This is a genomic window from uncultured Alistipes sp. (assembly GCF_949296715.1).
Lineage (GTDB): Bacteria > Bacteroidota > Bacteroidia > Bacteroidales > Rikenellaceae > Alistipes.
In genome coordinates this window covers 1-19,245 of sequence record NZ_CASFQD010000047.1, presented here as the reverse complement: position 1 = coordinate 19,245, position 19,245 = coordinate 1, and the positions used below count along the sequence as shown (strand labels likewise).

General features: G+C 62.6%; 19 protein-coding genes and 1 pseudogene. 13 read left to right on the top strand and 7 right to left on the bottom strand.

All coding sequences use genetic code 11. The annotated features are described in order from the left end of the window. Positions 1-2: 2 nt before the first annotated feature. Complete coding sequence (locus tag Q1Y33_RS07105) at positions 3-1,022, bottom strand: rod shape-determining protein (RefSeq protein WP_300799049.1); 1,020 nt, start codon at positions 1,020-1,022, stop codon at positions 3-5. Positions 1,023-1,221: 199 nt separating this feature from the next. Here Q1Y33_RS07105 and Q1Y33_RS07100 point away from each other — a divergent pair, with 199 nt between their 5' ends. The 3 genes from Q1Y33_RS07100 (at position 1,222) to Q1Y33_RS07090 (ending at position 4,352) form a co-directional block, all read left to right on the top strand. Then, a complete protein-coding gene (locus Q1Y33_RS07100) occupies positions 1,222-2,232 on the top strand; it encodes an NAD(P)H-dependent glycerol-3-phosphate dehydrogenase (RefSeq protein ID WP_300799048.1) in 1,011 nt (336 codons plus the stop codon). A 6-nt stretch (positions 2,233-2,238) separates the two neighbouring features. Continuing rightward, positions 2,239-3,570 carry a glucose-6-phosphate isomerase gene (locus Q1Y33_RS07095; RefSeq protein WP_300799047.1) on the top strand — a complete coding sequence of 444 codons (1,332 nt, stop codon included), beginning with the start codon at positions 2,239-2,241 and terminating at the stop codon, positions 3,568-3,570. A gap of 137 nt (positions 3,571-3,707) precedes the next feature. Next, complete coding sequence (locus tag Q1Y33_RS07090; protein WP_300799046.1) at positions 3,708-4,352, top strand: rubrerythrin family protein; 645 nt, start codon at positions 3,708-3,710, stop codon at positions 4,350-4,352. 67 nt (positions 4,353-4,419) lie between these two features. On the opposite strand, the gene Q1Y33_RS07085 is transcribed toward Q1Y33_RS07090, so the two are convergent. After that, positions 4,420-5,148, bottom strand: a complete 729-nt coding sequence (locus Q1Y33_RS07085; RefSeq protein ID WP_300799045.1) for a YebC/PmpR family DNA-binding transcriptional regulator — start codon at positions 5,146-5,148, stop codon at positions 4,420-4,422. Between the two features lie 117 nt (positions 5,149-5,265). Here Q1Y33_RS07085 and Q1Y33_RS07080 point away from each other — a divergent pair, with 117 nt between their 5' ends. Genes Q1Y33_RS07080 through Q1Y33_RS07070 form a run of 3 tightly spaced genes read left to right on the top strand, consistent with a single transcriptional unit; the run spans position 5,266 to position 6,633 of the window. Then, the gene (locus Q1Y33_RS07080; protein ID WP_300799044.1) at positions 5,266-5,646 is read left to right on the top strand and encodes a VOC family protein; all 381 of its coding nucleotides are present in this window, start codon (positions 5,266-5,268) and stop codon (positions 5,644-5,646) included. A gap of 4 nt (positions 5,647-5,650) precedes the next feature. Continuing rightward, complete coding sequence (locus Q1Y33_RS07075) at positions 5,651-6,238, top strand: L-threonylcarbamoyladenylate synthase (RefSeq protein ID WP_300799043.1); 588 nt, start codon at positions 5,651-5,653, stop codon at positions 6,236-6,238. Continuing rightward, positions 6,238-6,633 (top strand): thioesterase family protein, encoded by a 396-nt coding sequence (locus Q1Y33_RS07070; protein WP_300799042.1) that lies wholly within the window; start codon positions 6,238-6,240, stop codon positions 6,631-6,633. The genes Q1Y33_RS07075 and Q1Y33_RS07070 overlap by 1 nt, the downstream gene beginning before the upstream one ends. 151 nt (positions 6,634-6,784) lie before the next feature. Here Q1Y33_RS07070 and Q1Y33_RS07065 read toward each other — a convergent pair whose 3' ends face one another. Continuing rightward, on the bottom strand, positions 6,785-7,687 hold the full coding sequence (locus Q1Y33_RS07065) for a DMT family transporter (RefSeq protein ID WP_300799055.1): 903 nt from the start codon (positions 7,685-7,687) through the stop codon (positions 6,785-6,787). 171 nt (positions 7,688-7,858) lie between these two features. On the opposite strand from Q1Y33_RS07065, the gene Q1Y33_RS07060 reads away from it, so the two are divergent. Beyond that, entirely contained in the window at positions 7,859-8,827 is a 969-nt protein-coding gene (locus tag Q1Y33_RS07060; RefSeq protein ID WP_300799041.1) for a DMT family transporter, read from the top strand. 202 nt (positions 8,828-9,029) lie between these two features. Here the strand turns inward: Q1Y33_RS07060 and Q1Y33_RS07055 are convergent, their stop codons facing one another. Genes Q1Y33_RS07055 through Q1Y33_RS07045 form a run of 3 tightly spaced genes read right to left on the bottom strand, consistent with a single transcriptional unit; the run spans position 9,030 to position 11,809 of the window. Next, positions 9,030-10,439, bottom strand: a complete 1,410-nt coding sequence (locus Q1Y33_RS07055; RefSeq protein WP_300799040.1) for an HD domain-containing protein — start codon at positions 10,437-10,439, stop codon at positions 9,030-9,032. Then, positions 10,429-11,076: a GDSL-type esterase/lipase family protein gene (locus Q1Y33_RS07050; protein ID WP_300799039.1), complete on the bottom strand. Its 648-nt coding sequence runs from the start codon at positions 11,074-11,076 to the stop codon at positions 10,429-10,431. The genes Q1Y33_RS07055 and Q1Y33_RS07050 overlap by 11 nt, the downstream gene beginning before the upstream one ends. Before the next feature lie 16 nt (positions 11,077-11,092). Beyond that, positions 11,093-11,809, bottom strand: a complete 717-nt coding sequence (locus Q1Y33_RS07045) for a pyridoxine 5'-phosphate synthase (RefSeq protein ID WP_300799038.1) — start codon at positions 11,807-11,809, stop codon at positions 11,093-11,095. 111 nt (positions 11,810-11,920) lie between these two features. Here Q1Y33_RS07045 and Q1Y33_RS07040 point away from each other — a divergent pair, with 111 nt between their 5' ends. The 6 genes from Q1Y33_RS07040 (at position 11,921) to Q1Y33_RS07015 (ending at position 18,885) form a co-directional block, all read left to right on the top strand. Continuing rightward, on the top strand, positions 11,921-12,799 hold the full coding sequence (locus Q1Y33_RS07040) for an NAD(+)/NADH kinase (RefSeq protein ID WP_300799037.1): 879 nt from the start codon (positions 11,921-11,923) through the stop codon (positions 12,797-12,799). 92 nt (positions 12,800-12,891) lie between these two features. After that, on the top strand, positions 12,892-13,605 hold the full coding sequence (locus Q1Y33_RS07035) for an isoprenyl transferase (RefSeq protein WP_300799036.1): 714 nt from the start codon (positions 12,892-12,894) through the stop codon (positions 13,603-13,605). Between the two features lie 25 nt (positions 13,606-13,630). Continuing rightward, entirely contained in the window at positions 13,631-16,198 is a 2,568-nt protein-coding gene (locus Q1Y33_RS07030) for a POTRA domain-containing protein (protein WP_300799035.1), read from the top strand. A gap of 98 nt (positions 16,199-16,296) precedes the next feature. Continuing rightward, positions 16,297-16,803 carry an OmpH family outer membrane protein gene (locus Q1Y33_RS07025; RefSeq protein ID WP_300799034.1) on the top strand — a complete coding sequence of 169 codons (507 nt, stop codon included), beginning with the start codon at positions 16,297-16,299 and terminating at the stop codon, positions 16,801-16,803. Positions 16,804-16,843: 40 nt separating this feature from the next. Next, the gene (locus Q1Y33_RS07020; protein WP_300799033.1) at positions 16,844-17,383 is read left to right on the top strand and encodes an OmpH family outer membrane protein; all 540 of its coding nucleotides are present in this window, start codon (positions 16,844-16,846) and stop codon (positions 17,381-17,383) included. A gap of 602 nt (positions 17,384-17,985) precedes the next feature. Next, positions 17,986-18,885, top strand: a complete 900-nt coding sequence (locus tag Q1Y33_RS07015; RefSeq protein WP_300799032.1) for an AraC family transcriptional regulator — start codon at positions 17,986-17,988, stop codon at positions 18,883-18,885. A 156-nt stretch (positions 18,886-19,041) separates the two neighbouring features. Here Q1Y33_RS07015 and Q1Y33_RS07010 read toward each other — a convergent pair. Beyond that, positions 19,042-19,245: pseudogene (locus Q1Y33_RS07010) on the bottom strand (hypothetical protein); the annotation flags it as partial.

The window sequence follows — 19,245 nt, the reverse complement described above, 5'->3', positions numbered from 1 at the left end:
CCCTACTTCATCAGGAAGGAGAAGCGGTTGATGTTCTTCAGCGCGATGCCCGTACCGCGCGCAATGGCGCGCAGCGGGTCCTCGGCGATGTGGAACGGGATGCCGGTCTTCTCGTTCAGACGCCGGTCGAGGCCCTTGATCAGGGCGCCGCCGCCCGCCAGGTAGATGCCGTTCTTCACGATGTCGGCATAGAGCTCGGGAGGCATCGACTCGAGCACCTTCATCAGCGCGGCGTCGATCTTCGAGATCGACTTCTCGAGCGCATAGGCGATTTCGCTGTACGACAGCGAGACGGTCTGCGGCAGCGCCGTGAGCATGTTGGGGCCCGTGACGACGAAGTCCTCGGGCTCCTCCTCCAGATCGGAGATCGCCGCGCCGATCGAGCACTTGATGGCCTCGGCCGTGCGTTCGCCGATGCGGATGTTGTGCTGCTGGCGCACGTAGCTCTGGATGTCGGCCGTGAAGACGTCGCCCGCGACGTTGATCGACTCCGAGCAGACGATGCCGCCCAGCGAAATGCAGGCGATCTCGGTCGTACCGCCGCCGATGTCGATGACCATGTTGCCCTCGGGCGCCTCGACATCGAGCCCGGCACCCAGCGCCGCGGCCATCGGTTCGTAGATCATGTAGACCTCGCGGCCGCCGGCGTGCTCGGCCGAGTCGCGCACGGCGCGGATCTCGACGTTGGTCGAGCCCGACGGGATGCAGATGACCATGCGCAGCGACGGCGCAAAGAGACTGCCCGAGGTCTTGACCTTCTTGATCATGCCGCGCAGCATGAGCTCCGTGGCGTTGAAGTCGGCGATCACGCCGTCCTTGAGCGGGCGGATCGTCTTGATGTTCGGGTTGGTCTTCTCGTGCATCTGCCGCGCCTGGTGGCCGATGGCGACCAACTTGCCCGTGTGGACGTCGAGCGCCACGATCGACGGCTCGTCGACGACGACCTTCCCGTTATAGATTATCAGCGTATTGGCCGTTCCGAGGTCGATGGCCAATTCTTGTGTCAGTGAAAAAATGCCCATAATGCTACACCCAACTAAACATATTTCGTCAAATACTTGTTTTCCAGTTATCTATGTACACCGTCCGCGCCTCGGGAAAGCCCTGTCGGCTCCGACGGAGACATATCCGGACAAAGGTAGCAAAAAGGCATGGAAAAATTCTGTTTTTTTCTGATTTTTTTTAATTACATTTGTATCACGAAACCACAGACCGCACGGCATGAATCACAAAATAGACAAGCAGGCGCGCTGCGCCGTCATCGGATACGGAAGCTGGGCCACGGCCATCGCAGGGCTGCTCTCCGCGAACGAACCCTGCGTCGGATGGTATGTCCGCAACCCCGAGGTGCTCGAAGGGCTGCGCACCGAGGGTCGCAACCCCCGCTACGTCAGCGACCTGGAATTCGACCGCTCGCGCATCGCCCCGTCAGACGACCTGAACGAGGTGGTGCGCAACGCCGAAATCCTCGTCCTGGCCACCCCGTCGGCCTACCTGAAGACCTTTCTCGAACCGCTGACCGAGCCCCTTGACGACAAGTTCATCGTCTCGGCCATCAAGGGCATCGTCCCGGGCGACTACCAGACCGTCGCCGAATACATCCACGACCATTACGGACTGTCGTACAAGCAGATCGGGCTCTTCTCGGGGCCGTCGCACGCCGAGGAGGTGTCGCGCGGCAAGCTCTCCTACCTGACCGTCGCGTGCACCGATCCGGAGAATGCGCGGATCATCGGCTCGAAATTTGCCAGCGACTGCATCCGGTTGAGCTACTCGACCGACCTCTACGGCATCGAGTACGGCGCCATCCTGAAGAACATCTACGCCCTGGCCGTCGGCATCGCCGTGGGGCTGGGCTACGGGGACAACTTCCTCGCCGTGCTGATTGCCAACTGTGCGGGTGAGATGACGCGCTTCCTGGAGGAGAGCTATCCGGCCGAAGGGCGCAACACGCAGGTCTCGGCCTACCTGGGCGACCTGCTCGTCACGTGCTACTCGGTCTACAGCCGCAACCGGCGGCTGGGGCTGCTCATCGGCCACGGATGCACGGTCAAGAGCGCGCTGAACGAGATGACGATGGTCGCCGAAGGCTACTTCGCCGCCGACTGCATCCGTCACATCAACTTCCGCCACAAGGTCGACATGCCGATCGCCGAGATGGTCTACAAGGTCCTCTACGAGAAGGCGTCGGCGCGGCGCAGCATGAAAGAACTGACTCTCAAACTAATCTAAAGGAATATGAAAACACTGAAACTCGACATCTCCAAGAGCGGCATCGCCCTCACGGCCGACATGAAGGCCAAGGCACAGGCCGCCAATGCCCTGCTCGAATCGGGCGAGGGCGCCGGCAACGACTTTCTGGGCTGGGTACACCTCCCGTCGTCGATCTCCGACGCCGAGATCAAGGCCATCGAGGCCACGGCCGCACGGCTGCGCTCGAAGGCCGACCTGGTGATCTGCATCGGCATCGGCGGTTCGTACCTCGGCGCCAAGGCCGTGCTCGAAGCCATGAGCGACCCGTTCAAGCTCCTGCACCGCGAGCAGAAGGAGCCGACGGTCGTCTTCGCCGGACAGAACATCTCCGAAGAGTACATCCACGCCCTGATGGAGGCCTCGAAGGAGCACTCGATCGCCGCCATCGTCATCTCGAAGTCGGGCACGACGACCGAACCGGCCATCGCCTTCCGCCTCGTCAAGGCCGAAATCGAGACCCGCTACGGCAAGCAGGAGGCCGCCCAGCGCATCGTGGCCGTTACGGACAAGGCCCGCGGCGCACTGAAGACCCTCGCCACGAACGAGGGCTACGAGACCTTCGTCATTCCCGACGACGTGGGCGGGCGCTTCTCGGTGCTGACGCCTGTCGGGCTGCTGCCGCTGGCCGCCGCCGGTGTGGACATCGCGGCGCTGGTGCACGGCGCGCAGGAGATGGAGAAGGCCACGGGCACGGAGATTCCCTTCGACGAGAACCCCTCGGCCATCTATGCCGCCACACGCAACGCACTCTATGCCGAAGGCAAGAAGATCGAAATCCTCGGCTCCTACGAGCCGAAGCTCCAGTACGTGAACGAGTGGTGGAAGCAGCTCTACGGCGAGAGCGAGGGCAAGCAGGGCAAGGGCATCTTCCCGGCCAGCGTCACGCTGACGGCCGACCTGCACTCGATGGGCCAGTACATCCAGCAGGGCGAACGCACGCTCTTCGAGACGATCATCTCGGTGGCGACGCCCGCCGCGAAGGTGGTCATCGAGGCCGACAAGGAGAACCTCGACGGGCTGAACTTCCTGGCCGGGAAGCGCATCTCGGAGGTCAACCGCATGGCCGAGCTGGGCGTGCAGCTGGCCCACGTGGACGGCGGCGTACCGAACCTGCGCATCGAGATTCCGCAGATCGACGCCGAGGCGGTGGGCGGTCTGCTCTACTTCTTCGAGCGGGCCTGCGGCATCAGCGGCTACATGCTGGGGGTCAACCCCTTCGACCAGCCCGGTGTCGAAGCCTACAAGAAGAACATGTTTGCACTGCTCGACAAACCCGGTTACGAGGAGGAGTCGAAAGCCATCAAGGCCCGGCTGTAACAGTCCGGAGCCGGGAATGGAAGCGGAGCGGATCGCACACGGCGGTCCGCTCCGCCCGTTTTCGGGCGCACGCGACGCCGGCTGGCACAAAATATGCACGGAGAGCGAACGCCTGCCGCACCGTAAAGCTCCGCTGCATGATGAAACTGCGTCCGATCCTGATCCTGCTGCTCTTCGCCGCATCGGCCGGCGTTCTCGTCTGGCTCTACTTCTCCGCGGCCGACGACACGCCGCGGCCCCGCACCGACCGGTGGTCGGAGACGATCTCGGACCTGGATGCCTGCTGCCGCCGCAAGCACGTCAAGGCCGAGCAGTACGACCATTTCGCCTCCATCGCCGAAGCCGAACGCCGCAACGACGCGGCGCGGCTCTTCCGCGCCATGGCGCTCTCGGCGCGGCTGCAGGAGAGCGACTGCGCCCAGGTCATCGTCCGGCTCGGGGGACGCTACACGCCGCCGGTGAAGGTGGCGCTGTTCCGGGGCACGACCAGCGAGAACCTCGCCCGCAGCATCGACTACGAACTGCGGCTCACCCGGGCATGCCACGGAGCCGGCATCGACCGGGCCCTGGCCCGGGGCAACCGTCTGGCGGCCCGGGCGCTGATCCGCGCCGCAGCGAGCGACATCCGCCACATCGTCCTGATGGAGCGCTTCCGGGCCGGGGCCTCGTGCGGGGCCTACCGGCTCTGCCCGCGCTGCGGGAACCTCTACGAGGCGGTGCGCTGCGACCCCTACTGTCCGATCTGCCAGACCGCCGGACGCAACTTCGTCGACATGGAATAAAAATGAGGCGGCGCACACGGCTTATGCCGCATGCGCCGCCCGGATCGGGTCCGAAGTCCGGAAGAGGCTACTCCTCCTCGTCGGGCTCCTTCATGTTGTGGTAGACGTTCGTCACGTCGTCGTCCTCCTCGAGACGCTCGACAAGCTTCTCAACCGACTCGCGGGCCTCGGCGTCGAGCTCCTTCGTGTCGACGGGCATCCGCACGGATTCACCCGACACGATCTCGAATCCCTTGTCGTCGAGCCACTTCTGAATGGCGCCGAACGACTCGTAGGGGGCGTATACCGTCACGCCGTCCTCCTCGGCATAGAACTCGTCGACACCCAGGTCGATCATCTCGAGCTCCAGCTCCTCGGGATCGGCACCGGCCGCCGGACGGAACTTGAACGTACACTTGTGTTCGAACATGAACGCCACCGAGCCGCTGTTGCCGAGCGTACCGCCGCACTTGTTGAAGTGCATGCGCACGTTGGCCACCGTGCGGTTCGTATTGTCGGTTGCGGTCTCCACCAGGAACGCGATGCCGTGGGGGCCGTATCCTTCGTAGATGACCTCCTTGTAATCGGCGGCGTCCTTCTCGGTGGCACGCTTGATGGCACGCTCGATGTTCTCCTTGGGCATGTTCTCGGCCTTGGCGTTCTGGATCAGAATGCGCAGGCGCGTGTTGCCCGACGGGTCGGGGCCGGCGGCCTTGACGGCGATTTCGATCTCCTTACCCAGTTTGGTGAACGTGCGGGCCATGTGTCCCCAGCGTTTCAGCTTTCGCGCTTTGCGATACTCAAAGGCTCTTCCCATACGATTATTTTTTGTCTGTTTTTCTTTTCGTGATGCAAAGGTATAAAATTCATCATGAAAAATTAAAAATTAAGAATTAAAAATTAATTTTGCACGACGTAAAAACGCTTGGAAATTATGGAAATCAAAAGCCGATTCGATCATTTCAACATCAACGTGACGAATCTCGAACGCAGCCTGGAGTTCTACGACCGGGCCCTGGGCCTGAAGGAGATCAAGCGCAAGGAGGCGGCCGACGGACGGTTCATCCTCGTCTACCTCGGCGACGGAGAAGGAACCTTCCGGCTCGAGCTGACGTGGCTGCGCGACCATGCCGCCACGCCCTACGAGCTGGGCGAGAACGAGAGCCACCTCTGCCTGCGCGTCGCGGGCGACTACGACGCCGTGCGCGAATACCACCGCGCGATGGGGTGCGTCTGCTACGAGAACCACGACATGGGGCTCTACTTCATCAACGACCCCGACGACTACTGGATCGAAGTCCTACCTATGAAATAAAGCCATGCAGCAAGTCAAGGAGAACGAATTGCAGCGCGAGGTCGACGAGGCCGTGCGCGTACTGCGCGAGGGCGGCATCATCCTCTACCCCACCGACACGGTCTGGGGGCTGGGCTGCGACGCCACGAACGCCGAGGCCGTCGACCGCATCTACCGCCTCAAGCGCAGCGAGAACAAGAAGTCGATGCTCGTGCTCTGCGCCTCGGCCGACATGGTCGTGCGCTACGTCAACCGCGCCCCGGGCATCGCCTTCGAGGTGATGGAGATGGCCACGAGCCCGCTGACGCTCATCCTGCCCGGCGCCGCGGGCGTCGCCGCAAACCTCATTCCCGACGAGGGGACGCTCGGCATCCGCGTTCCGGACCACGAGTTCTGCCGCCGCATGCTCCGCGGCCTGCAGCGGCCCGTGGTATCGACCTCGGCCAACATCTCGGGCGAGACGACCCCCGCAGGGCTGCAGGAGGTCTCGCGCGAGATCATCGACGGCGTGGACTTCGTCGTCAACCCCCGTTTCGAAGGCAAACCCACCCGCAAGGCGTCGTCGATCATCGCGTTCGGCGAGGGCGGCGAGGTCCGAATCATCCGCGAATAATGGCACGCACGCTCGAAACCCCGATCCAGAAGCGCTTTTCGGACATCGACCCCTTCCAGCACGTGAACAACGTCTCGCAGCAGATGTATTTCGACGTCGGGAAGATGGAGTACTACGACCGGGTGCTCGGCGCCGAGGTGCTGCTGGGCGACCTGCGCATCGTGACCGTCTCGACCTCGACCTCCTACATGGGGCAGGTGCGCATGTACGACCCCGTGCGCATCACGACCACGTGCGAGCGCGTGGGCAACAAGTCGCTCACGCTCTTCCAGCAGCTGCTCGTCGGCGACGAGGTGCGCAGCGAGAGCCGCTCGGTGATGGTCGTGCTGGACTTCCCGCGGCAGGTGAGCGCCCCGGTGCCCGACGAGTGGCGCGCAAGGCTCCTTGCCGACTGACGCCGCCCCGACACCCCCGCACCGGCATGCCGACCGGCAGCGGCGACAATGCGACAGGTCCGGCGGCTTCCCGGCTGCCGGCACACGTCCGGCCGACCCTCCGTCGGCCGGACTTTTTCTTTGCGGTCCGTCCGTCAGCCCGGCCGCCCCGTCAGCCCGGCCGCCGGATGCGCGGCAGGGGATGCCCGCGCCGTTCGAAAAACTCGTACCCGACGACCACGAGCACGATGCCCGCGAAGATGAAGCAGGCCGCCGTGATGTTCGCCGCGTCGAACCGGGCCTGCCCGCGGGCTACGGCCAGCACCCCGGCGGCGAGGGGCTGGATGTAGCGGTAAAGGGCCGTATGGACCGAGGTGAGGTGCTCGGTGCCGCGGTAGAGCAGGTACATCGGCAGCACGGTGCCGAAGATGAGGATATAGGCCAGCTCGCCCTGCGCCGCAAGCGGGAGCCGCAGGAAGGGGACGCGGGCGATGTAGTGCCAGAAGAAGGGGGCCGTGACGGCCAGCCCGATGATGTAGTACCACCCCATGACCACGAGGGTGCCGAGACGCTGCAGCTGCTCCCGGATGACGACCGTGTTGACGGCAATCGCGACGACGGCCGCCAGGACCAGCGCGTTGCCGAAAGCTTCGCTGCCGTGCACGAACAGCGGGCCCTGCCTCAACAGAAGGATCGCGGCGCCGACGAGCGCACAGACGATGCCCGCCAGCCGCACGCGCAGGTAGCGGTGCGGGTGCATCAGGTGGTCGGCGATGAGCGTGAAGGCCGGGCCGAGCGTGGCGATGACCGAGGCGTCGATGGGCGTCGTGCACGACGAGCCCCAGAGCAGGAGGTACATCCAGCCGTAGACCACAAGCAGCGAGACGAGCACGATCCGTCCGGCATCGTGCCGCGAGATACGCCAGGCGCGCGGCGAAAAGAGCGCGAAGGGGATGAAGAAGAACGCCGCGGAGAGGACCTGCAGCATGAAGATCTGCTCGAAGTCCAGATAATTGCGCGTCAGCGAGACATAGAATGAGAAGTTCGCCCCGAAAAAGAGGTTCGCGAAGACCAGATCGAGATGATAGCGCGTCTTTCCCACGAAACGGTCCGACAGCAATTTTTACTCCAAATTCCTGCCCGGCGGCACGGAAAGGGGCGCATGTCGCGGCAAAATTTCGCGCGGACACCGTTTTTGCCTCGACTTTTCGTATCTTTGCCGCGACAAACGCAGCGGGTCATCGTCATGGACAAAGGAAAACTGAAGGGGCATGCGGCCCTGTGGGTCGCCAACATCATCTGGGGCCTCAACGCCCCGATCGGCAAGAGCGTACTCTGGTCGGAAGCCAATCCCGGGGGCGTCAGCCCCTTCGCCATGAGCGTCTACCGCATGGTCGGCGCCTGCCTGCTCTTCTGGACGGCCTCGCTCTTCCTGCCCCGCGAGCGCGTCGCGCCCCGAGACATCGTGCTGTTGCTCTTCGCCTCGGTCTTCGGCATCCAGCTCAACCAGATGCTCTTCCTCTGGGGGCTGTCGCTCACCTCGCCCATCGACACCTCGATCATCGCCACGGTGGTCCCTGTGCTGACAATGGTGCTCGCCACGCTCTTCCTGCGCGAGCCCATCACGTGGATGAAGGCCGGAGGCGTCTTCCTCGGATGCGCCGGCGCCGTGATCCTCATCCTCGCAAGCCAGCACGGCACGGGCCACACGTCGAGCATGCTGGGCGACGTGCTCTGCATCGTCAGCGCCATAAGCTACGCCACCTACCTCACGGCCTTCCGCGACGTGATCGTCCGCTACTCGCCCGTGACGACCATGAAGTGGATGTTCCTCTTCGCGGCCGTCGTCGCACTGGTCATCTACTACGAGCCCCTCACGTCGGTCGACTACGCGGCCCTCGCGCCCCGCACCTGGGCCGGCATCGCCTACGTGGTCGTCTGCTCGACCTTCATCTCCTACCTGATGGTCCCCATCGGGCAGCGCTACCTGCGCCCGACGGTCGTCTCGATGTACAACTATGTGCAGCCCATCGTCGCGGTGCTCTTCACTGTCGCCATCGGGCTCGACACGTTCGGCGTCACCAAGGGCTTTGCGGCACTCTGCGTCTTCGTCGGCGTCTGGCTCGTCACCAAGTCCAAGTCACGCGCCCAGCTCGAAGCCGAGCAGCGGGCCGCAGCCGAAGCATCCGCCGCAGACAGCGGGAAAAAGAGCTGACCGGCAGCGCCTGCCGTGGCCACCCGCACGACCCAATCACACGGGAGTTCCGCCACACACCCGCATATCCGCACACCCGCACACGACAAACCCCGCCGCCCTTTCGGGCCGCGGGGCTTTTTTTGTCCGTCAGGCGGCAGGTTCCCTTCGCTGCGCCGCGTGCGCTCCGTCCGCCGAAAGAGGACCGCCCGCTCGTGGGGCGCTACGCCTTTTTCAGGCCGCGCTCGGCGGCCAGCCGCTCCATCAATGCGTAAGCGGCCCCGTATTCGTTGGGGATTTCGCCGTCGAGGATGGCGTTCTTGATGACCTCCTTGATCTCGCCGATCTCGCGACACGGGGGCAGCCCGTAGGTCTGCATGATGATTTCGCCCGTGATCGGCGGCTGGAAATTGCGGATGCGGTCGCGCTCCTCCAGGTCCTTCATCTTGCGGCGCACCAGTTCGAAATTGGCCAGGTAGCGTTTCACCTTGGCGTCGATGCCCGACGTGATGTCGGCCTCGCACAGCGTCATGAGCGCCTCGATGTCGTCGCCCGCCTCGAAGAGCAGGCGCCGCACGGCCGAATCGGTGACCATCTCCTCCGAGAGGATGATGGGCCGCAGGTGCAGGAAGACGAGCTTCTGCACGAACTTCATGTGCTCGTTCAGCGGCAGTTTCAGCGCGCGGAAGATGCCCGGCACCATCTTCGAGCCGAGGACCTCGTGGCCGTGGAACGTCCAGCCGACTTTCGGGTCGTAGGCCTTCGTCAGCGGCTTGGCGATGTCGTGCAGCACGGCCGCCCAGCGCAGCCACAGGTCGTCGCTGCGCCGCGCCACGTTGTCCACGACCTTGAGCGTATGGTAGAAATTGTCCTTGTGGGCGTGCTGTCCGCGCCGCTCGACCCCCTTCAGGGCGTGCAGCTCGGGGAAGATCAGCGCCAGCAGCCCGGTCAGTTCGAGCAGTTCGAGGCCGATCGACGGGGCGGGCGACAGCACGATCTTGTTCAGCTCCGTGATGATGCGCTCGCGCGAGACGATGCGGATGCGCGCGGCGTTGCGGCAGATCGCATCGAAGGTCTCCTCCTCGATCCGGAAGCCCAGCTGCGAGGCGAAGCGCACGGCCCGCATCATGCGCAGCGGGTCGTCCGAAAAGGTGATGTCGGGATCGCACGGCGTGCGGATGATGCCGTCCTCGAGGTCTTCCATGCCGCCGAAGGGGTCGACCAGCTCGCCGAAGGTCGCGGCGTTGAGCGACCACGCCATGGCGTTGATCGTGAAGTCGCGGCGCCGCTGGTCGTCCTCGAGCGTGCCGGGCTCGACCTGCGGCTTGCGCGAGTCGTGCGTATAGGATTCGCGGCGCGCACCGACAAATTCGACCTCGACGCCGTCGCGCGTGCGGACCATCGCCGTACCGAAGGTCTTGAAGACCGAGACCTTCGCGTGCAGCTCGGCGGCCAGCGCCTCGGCCAGGGCGATGCCGCTGCCGACGACCACGACGTCGACATCGGTCGAGGGGCGGCGCAGGTAGTGGTCGCGGACATACCCCCCGACGACGAAGGCCCGCAGGCCCAGGGTGTCGGCCAGGCGCGAAATCCGCCCGAAAAGCGGGTGCGACAGGGGCCCGTTATTTGACATAGCCCTTGATCGCTTCTTTCCACAACAGGTAGCCCTCGCCGAGCAGGTGCAGCCCGTCGTCCGTATAGGCGGCGTTCAGGTCGCCGTTCGAGTCGACGAGCGCCGCATGGACATCCAGGTAGACGATCTGCTGCTCGGCGCAGAGTTCGGCAAGCAGCCGGTTCGTCTCGACGATCGCCGCGGCATGGGCATAGTGCTCCGCATGGCGGTCGAACGAGCGGCCGTTCACGGGCAGGATACTCTGCACATAGAGCTTCGTCCAGCGCGACTCGGCGCGGAAGCGGTCGATCAGCCGGCGCACGTTCGCCACGACCCGCTCGGGGGCGACGCCCGCCGCCAGGTCGTTCACCCCGATCATCAGGAAGATCTTTTTCGGATGGCCCGCGATGAGCGTGTCGATGCGCTCGAGCAGGCGGTCCGAACGGTCGCCGCGGATGCCGCGGTTCTTGATGTGGCGGTTGTCGAACAGCTCGGCCCACTCGCAGCCGTCCGTCAGGCCGTCGCCTAGGAAGATGATGTCGTTCGACCGCACCGGAAGCACCTCGAAAAGGCTCCGGCGCTGCGAATCGTAGTCGGTCTGCGCGAAAGCCGCACCGGAGAGGAGCAGCGCCGCAAGGAACAGAATGAGACGTTTCATGGTTCGGGGATCGTTTTTACAGGTTGAGTTCGCGGCGGTAGAGCCGGACCGTATTTTCCAGACCGTAATAGAGGGCGTCGCAGATGAGCGCATGGCCGATCGAGACCTCGTCGGTCCACGGGATGCGGCTCACGAAGCCGTGCAGGTTCACCAGCGAGAGGTCGTGCCCGGCGTTGAGCCCGAGTCCCTGCCGGCGGGCCTCCTCGGCCGCGGCGACATAGGGGGCGGCCGCCTCGTCGGCACCGGCCGCATACTCCCGCGCATAGGCCTCGGTGTAGAGTTCCACGCGGTCGGCACCGCAGGCGCGGGCCCCGGCGACCATCTCCGGGGAGGGGTCCACGAAAATCGAGACCCGGATGCCCTTCCCGTGGAAGCGGGCCGTCACGTCGGTGAGGAATGCCCGGTTGGCGAGCGTATCCCACCCCGCACTCGACGTGATGGCGTCGGGAGCGTCCGGCACCAGGGTCACCTGCGCCGGTACGACCTCGCACACAAGGTCGATGAACGACGGGATGGGATTGCCCTCGATGTTGAGTTCCGTGCGGAGCACGCGCTTCAGGGCGCGCACGTCGTCGTAACGGATGTGCCGCGCATCGGGACGCGGGTGCACCGTGATGCCGTCGGCGCCGAAGCGCTCGATGTCCGTGGCCGCACGGACCACGTCGGGCAGATTCCCGCCCCGCGAATTGCGCACGACGGCAATCTTATTGATGTTCACACTCAACTTTGTCATAAATTTCCGTATCTTTGTCTCCGACATACGCCGTCCGGCACGCCCTCCCCGCACGGGAAGACGGCTCGCGGCGGCGTGGTAAAGTTACTCACTTTTTTCGAATCTCCGCCGATGAAAATCATACTTTTTTCCCGCCCCCAGATCGCCCGCACGGCCGAAGAGATCTGCCAGCTGTTCGATGCGCTGGAGCTCTTCGGATTCGACTACGCCCTCAACGAGGAGTTCGCCTGCCGGGTCCGCGAGACGGCCGGAATCGACATTCCCGCCGCCCGCACCTACGGTGCGCGCATCGGCCGCCAGCCCGCCGGCACGATCATGCTCTGCTACGGCGGCGACGGCACGCTGCTCGAGGGCGTGCACCGGCTGGGCGGGGAGCAGGTCCCCGTCATGGGAATCAACGCCGGGCACCTCGGCTTCCTCACGACGGCCCCCACCACGGGGCTGAAGGAGCTCTTCGGCGAGATCGCCGAGGGGCGGATCACCACCGAGCCGCGCACGATGCTCGAGGTCACAGGCGACCTCCCGGATGCGGGCATGCCGCACCGGGCCCTCAACGAATTCGCCGTGCAGCGCCACGGCGCGGGCATGCTCTCCGTGGAGACCTACGTCGACCGGCAGATGGTCGCCACGTACCACGGCGACGGGCTGATCGTCTCGACCCCCACCGGCTCGACCGCCTACTCGCTCAGCGCCGGCGGGCCGGTCGTGGCCCCGTCGTGCGCCTGCATGATCCTCTCGCCCCTGGCGCCGCACAACCTCACGATGCGCCCCGTGGTGATCCCCGACACCAGCGTCATCACGATGCACGTGCACGCCCGCCGCTCGGAGGCCTCCGTCACGCTCGACAACCGCGCCTGCGCCATTCCGCAGAATGCCGTATTCACCGTGCGACGGGCCGCGCAGCCGATTTTTTTGGCCGTACCGCACAATATATCATTTTACGACACGTTACGCAATAAGATGATGTGGGGAGTGGATATCCGCGGCTGACCGCATCGGCGAAATCGGCGTAAAGTTGTTCATTAAAATAGGTAATTTTCATTTTATTCCCTATATTTGTGCCCTATATCGAGACCGGACTTATGAGCGAGCAAAAACGCATACCGCAACACGTCGCCATCATCATGGACGGCAACGGCCGTTGGGCCGAACTGCGCGGCAAGGAGCGTTACGAAGGCCATGCCGCAGGGATCGAACCCGTGCGGGCGTCGCTGCGCGCCGCCGTGCGCAACGGCGTGAAGTACCTGACACTCTATGCCTTTTCGACCGAAAACTGGGGTCGACCCGAAAAGGAGGTCGACGCCCTGATGGAGCTCTTCTGCCAGAGCGTCATCAGCGAGACGCCCGAACTCGTCCGACAGGGGGTGCGCGTGCGCATGATCGGCGAGCGGAGCCGCTTCTCGGAGAAGGTCCGCAGCTACCTGGCCCAGGCCGAGGAGCAGACCGCCGGCGGCGACCGGCTGACGCTGATCCTCGCGCTCAACTACTCCTCGCGCAGCGAGATCACCCGCGCCGTGCGCAGCCTCGCGGCACGCGCCGCCGCCGGAGAGATCGACCCCGCAGCGATCGACGAACGGACCGTCTCGCAGTCGCTCGACACGGCCGATTACCCCGATCCGGACCTGATCGTCCGCACGAGCGGCGAATGCCGGCTGAGCAATTTCCTCCTCTGGCAGGCCTCCTATGCCGAACTCTACTTCCCCGAGGTGCTGTGGCCCGATTTCAACGAGGAGGAGTTCGACCGCGCCATCGCGGAGTACGCCCGCCGGGACCGCCGTTTCGGCCTCGTCAAGTAAATGAAGTAAGATTAGATTTCGACAGATGAACTATTTAGGTAAGGTATTCACGGCCGCGGCACTTCTCGTGGCAGGCAGCCAGAATATGTTTGCCCGGGAGCAGCAGCCCGCAGATCCGACGGCCGGGACCGCCACCGAATTTCCGGAGAATGCCCCCATGATGCAGGGCGGCAAACAACCCAGACTCTACTACATACGCAAGATCAACATCCACGGCGTACAGTACCTGAACCCCGACATGCTCAAGTCCTCGGCCGGCCTGATCGAGGGCGATTCGGTCTACCTGCCGAGCAACTTCATCTCCAACGCCATCTCGCGGCTGTGGAGCCAGCGCTTCTTCTCCGACGTGAAGATCGGCGCCGACATCGAAGGCGACAGCCTCGACCTGGAGGTCTTCCTCAAGGAGCGGCCGCGGGTCAACAACTGGGCCTTCGAGGGCATTCCCAAAGGCAAGAAGACCGACCTGATGGAGAAACTCAAGCTGCGCCGCGGCGGCGAACTGTCGGACTACGTCATCGACAAGAACCAGAAGCTCATCAAGCAGTACTGGTCCGAAAAGGGATTCCGCAACGCCGAGGTCGACGTGCGCATCGAGAACGACTCGGTGCGCCCGCAGATGGTGAACGTCACCTTCGTGATCGACCGCAAGGACAAGGTCAAGATCGGGCGGATCAACTTCATCGGCAACCGGGAGTTCACCGACAAGCGCCTGCGCCGCACCTTCAAGAAGACCCACCAGAAGAGCCTCAACATCTTCAAGGGCACGAAACTCAACGAGACCGACTACGAGGCCGACAAGGAGCTGCTCATCGACTTCTACAATTCAAAGGGATTCCGCAACGCCAACATCCTGCGCGATTCGATCTACCGCATCAACGAGAAGCGCCTGGGCATCGACCTCGAGGTGTCGGAGGGCAACAAATACTACATCCGCGACGTCTCGTGGGTCGGCAACTCGGTCTACACGACCGAGGACCTGCAGCGCATGTTCGGCGTGGAGAAGGGCGACACCTACGACAAGAAGACGATCCAGAAACGCCTCGGCATCGGCAAGGAGGCCAACCCCGAGGAGATGTCCGTCTCGTCGCTCTACCAGAACCAGGGCTACCTGACCTCGCAGATCGACCCCGCGGAGACGATCATCGGCGCCGACTCGATCGACATCGAGGTCAAGGTTTTCGAAGGCAAGCAGTTCACGATCAACGAGGTGGGCATCACGGGCAACCAGCGTGTCGACGACGAGGTGATCCGCCGCGAGCTCTACACGCGGCCGGGCGAGCTCTACGACCGCTCGATGCTCATGCAGACCATCCGCATGCTCAACTCGATGGGACACTTCAACCCCGAGGCCATCATGCCCGATATCAAACCCGTATCGAGCGAGCTGGTCAACGTCAACTGGATACTCGAGGAGCAGGCCTCCGACCAGTTCAACATCGCCGGCGGCTGGGGCTCGGGCACCTTCGTCGGATCGGTGGGCATCACGCTCAACAACCTCTCGGTCAAAAACTTCTTCAAGAAGGGCGCCTGGCGCCCCTACCCGATGGGACAGAACCAGCGGCTGTCGCTCTCGGCCCAGACCAACGGTACCTACTACAAGGCCCTGGCCTTCAGCTTCACCGACCCGTGGCTCGGCGGCAAGAAGCCCAACTCGTTCACCCTCTCGGCCCACGTCTCCGAGCAGAACAACGCCTACTATGTCTGGCAGAGCGCTACGCAGTACTTCCGCACCTACGGCGTGGCCGCCGGTCTGGGCAAGCGCCTGAACTGGCCCGACCCCTACTTCACGTTCTATGCCGAGGCCAGCTACGAGCGCTTCAAGCTCAAGAACTGGAATACGTTTGGCATGACGAACGGCGCAGCGAACCTGCTCTCGCTCAAGCTGGTCTTCGCTCGCAACTCCGTCGACCAGCCGCTCTACCCGCGCCGCGGTTCGGAGTTCAGCGTCTCGGTGGAGGCCACGCCCCCCTACTCGCTCTGGGACGGCAAGGACTACAAACGGCTCGAGGAGCTGGCCAGCAATTCGAGTACGAGCGACGCCGCCAACCAGGAACGCTACCGCTGGGTCGAGTTCCATAAATGGCAGTTCAAGGCCCAATGGTACCAGGCCCTGACGCAAAATACGAACCTCGTGCTGATGCTCAAGGCCGAAATGGGATACCTCGGCGCCTACAACAAATACAAGGTCTCGCCCTTCGAGCGCTTCGAGGTCGGCGGCGACGGCATGTCGGGATACAACATCTACGGTATCGACATCATCTCGATGCGCGGTTACGAGGACGGCGCCCTCGACCCCACCAACGACTACTCGCGCGGCTACAACAAATACACGGCCGAGCTGCGCTACCCGGTCATCCTGAAGCCCTCGTCGACGATCTACGTGCTGGGATTCCTCGAAGGAGGTAACGCCTTCGACTCGTGGAAGTCGTTTTCGCCCTTCAAGATCAAGCGTGCGGCCGGCTTCGGCGTGCGGCTCTACCTGCCCGTCGTCGGCATGCTCGGAATCGACTGGGGCTACGGCTTCGACGCCCCGGCCAACTCCACGTCGAAAAGCGGCAGCCAGTTCCACTTCGTGCTCGGACAGCAGTTCTAAAATCGCGCCTCCGGCAATATAATTGGAAGAAAAGAGTTATATTTACATACGGAACCGGAACATCCGGATTCCGGGTTGAACCTAAAAGAGACGATACCATGAAACGACTGATTTTGATTGCGGCATCCCTGCTGGCGGCCGGAACCCTCGCAGCCCAGAACTGCATCATCGTGGACAGCGAAAAGATATTCAAGTCCCTCGACGCATACAACCAGGCCATCAGCGACCTGGACGAGCTGGCCAAGCAATACCAGCAGCAGGTGGACGACCGTTTCGAGGAGGTCGAGGCCATGTACAACAGCTACATGAACCAGAAGGCGTCGCTCCCGGCCACGACACGCCAGGTCCGCGAGCAGGCGATTCTCGACAAGGAGAAGGAGGCCCAGCAGTTCCAGGAGGGAATCTTCGGACAGGAGGGCACGCTGATGAAAAAACGCGTGGAGATGATCCAGCCCATCCAGAAAAAGGTCTTCGACGCCATCGAGACCTACGCCAGACAGATCGGGGCCGCAGCCGTAATCGACTCCTCGAACAACCCCACGCTGCTTTACGCCTCGCCCGCCGCGGAGCATACGCAGCAGGTGATCGAACTGTTAAAAAAGTAAGCAAGTAATCATACATCAAAACATTAACTGACTGACAATTATGAAAAATGCTATCAGACTGACCCTTGCGGTTGTACTCGTGATGAGCGCCACGTCGCTTTTCGCACAGAAATTCGGACGCATCAACACCAGCGAGATCATCGCGTCGATGCCCGAGATGAAAGAGATGCAGGTGAACATGGAGAACTTCGGCAAGACGCTCAACGAGGGAATCGAGGCCATCAACGTCGAATACACGACCAAGCTGCAGGAGTACCAAAAGAACTTCAACACCCTGCCGGAGGCCACGCGCGAGATGAAGGCCAAGGACCTGCAGGACCTGATGGCCCGCCGCGAGCAGTACCAGCAGGCCGCGCAGCAGGACTATGAAAAGAAATACAACGAACTGATGGCCCCGATCATCGAGAAGGCCAAGAACGCCATCGACAAGGTATCGCAGGCCGGCGGCTTCCTCGCAGTATTCGACATGTCGACGGGTGCCATCGTGGCTTTCGACGAGACGAACCTCATCGACATCACCCCCGAAGTGAAGAAGGAACTGGGCATCACGGAGACGCCCGCCGCAGCCCCCGCAAACTGACAACGGCGCGGGGAGAGGTGAGCGACGGGGCCGGGCCGGAGTGAGTGCAGGCCGGGACGCGCGACGGTAAACCGTGACGGACGCGGACAAAGGCCGGAACGAATGACGGGAAACCGGAACGAAAACGAACAAAGGCCGGGACGCGCGACGGGAAACCGCGACGGACGCGGACAAAGGCCGGAGCGAATGACGGGAAACCGGAACGAAAACGAACAAAGGCCGGGATGCGCGACGGGAAACCGCGACAGACGCGAATAAGGCCGGAGCAAGTACCGAGGTCCCGGGACGGACACGAACGAAAAACAAGGCCGGGACGGAGAGCGAAACCTCAAAAATATCCTCCGCAAAAAGAGATCGGACAACCAGTTGTCCGCCATACGTGCGGCCGGGACCTGCAGGTCCCGGCCGCACCGTTTACGGCAGCGCTGCCCGGCGGGGTTGGCCCGCAGGCATGCGCCGGACCCGACCGCAGTCCGGATGCGGAGATGCCTGGTCTAAAACAGTCCACTGCTGTTCAATATTTCCTCAATCGAGGTGAATTTGAACCGTATTCCAATAAAAGATACTATTTTTGTCCGGTATTCAAGACAAGCAGGACAGAAATGGAACAGACCGAATTGCCGATAACCCACTTTACACTGAACGAACTGCTCTCAATGGCCGGCAGGGAACAGAAAGGACTGCTGCGCGAATGTGTCACGGCCATCAGCGACTCGACCATGCAGCTGCGCTTTCCGTGCCGCATCGATGCCTTCATCGTCGGCATCGGGACCGAGGGCGAGACGACCGTCACGTTCAACCTGCGGGAATACGCCGTAAAAAAGGACTCGATGTTCGTCTTCAGCCCGCAGAACATCCTCCAGGCCGACCACGGCGAGGGATTCAAGGCCCACGTGCTGGTCATCACACGTGAAATGATGCAGCGCATCAACATCGATACGAAACGCATCATGCCCGTGCTGTTGCAGTTCAGCGCCCACCCCTGCATCGACCTCACGCAGGAGGAGAGCCGCACCCTGCGCAACTTCTTCACACTTGTGGGACAAGAGGTGCTTGCCCCCGAAACGGAGTTCTCGCACGACATCGTGAGCGAGCTCGTCTCCGCCACGATCTACAAGATCGGCAGCATCCTGCACCGCTACGTCACCGAGCACCCCGAAACCGGGAACCGGGCGCAGACACGTGCCGAAACGTACTTCAGGCAGTTCATGGAGCTGCTGGGCGAACACTTCCAGCGGGAACGCAGCGTGGGATTCTACGCCCACCGCCTCTGCATCACACCCAAATACCTCACGACGCTCGTCAAGCGCGTCAGCGGCAAGTCCGTCTCGGAATGGATCGACATCTACGTCATCACCGAGGCCAAGACCATGCTCAAATACTCCAACCGGAGCATCCAGGAGATCGCCTACCACCTCAATTTCCCGAACCAGTCGTTCTTCGGCAGCTACTTCAAGCGCAACACCGGCATCTCGCCGTCGCAGTACAAGGCACAGAAATAACCTGCACACGGACAAACCCGAAGCAGTCGATACATTTGCCCGGACCGCAGGCTGCCGGTCCGGGCCTTTTTGCCGGGAGGTATGCCAAGACAGGTAATGATGCCAAAATTGGTTGGTATTATATTAGAACAAATGACCAGAATCGTATGATTCTGGTCATTTGCGTTTCTTAATAATTCCATCATTGCTGTTCAGGAAAAGATACCACTTTACAAAGTCCTTAAAATGTTGTTCCGAGAGTCCGCGATGGATTCTTAAATTATCCTTCAAGTGACCGAAGAACGACTCAATAGAATTTGAAGATTTAGGTACATTAGGGTATCGCGTGTATGAAAACAGATCGGGTATGGCACGCATGAT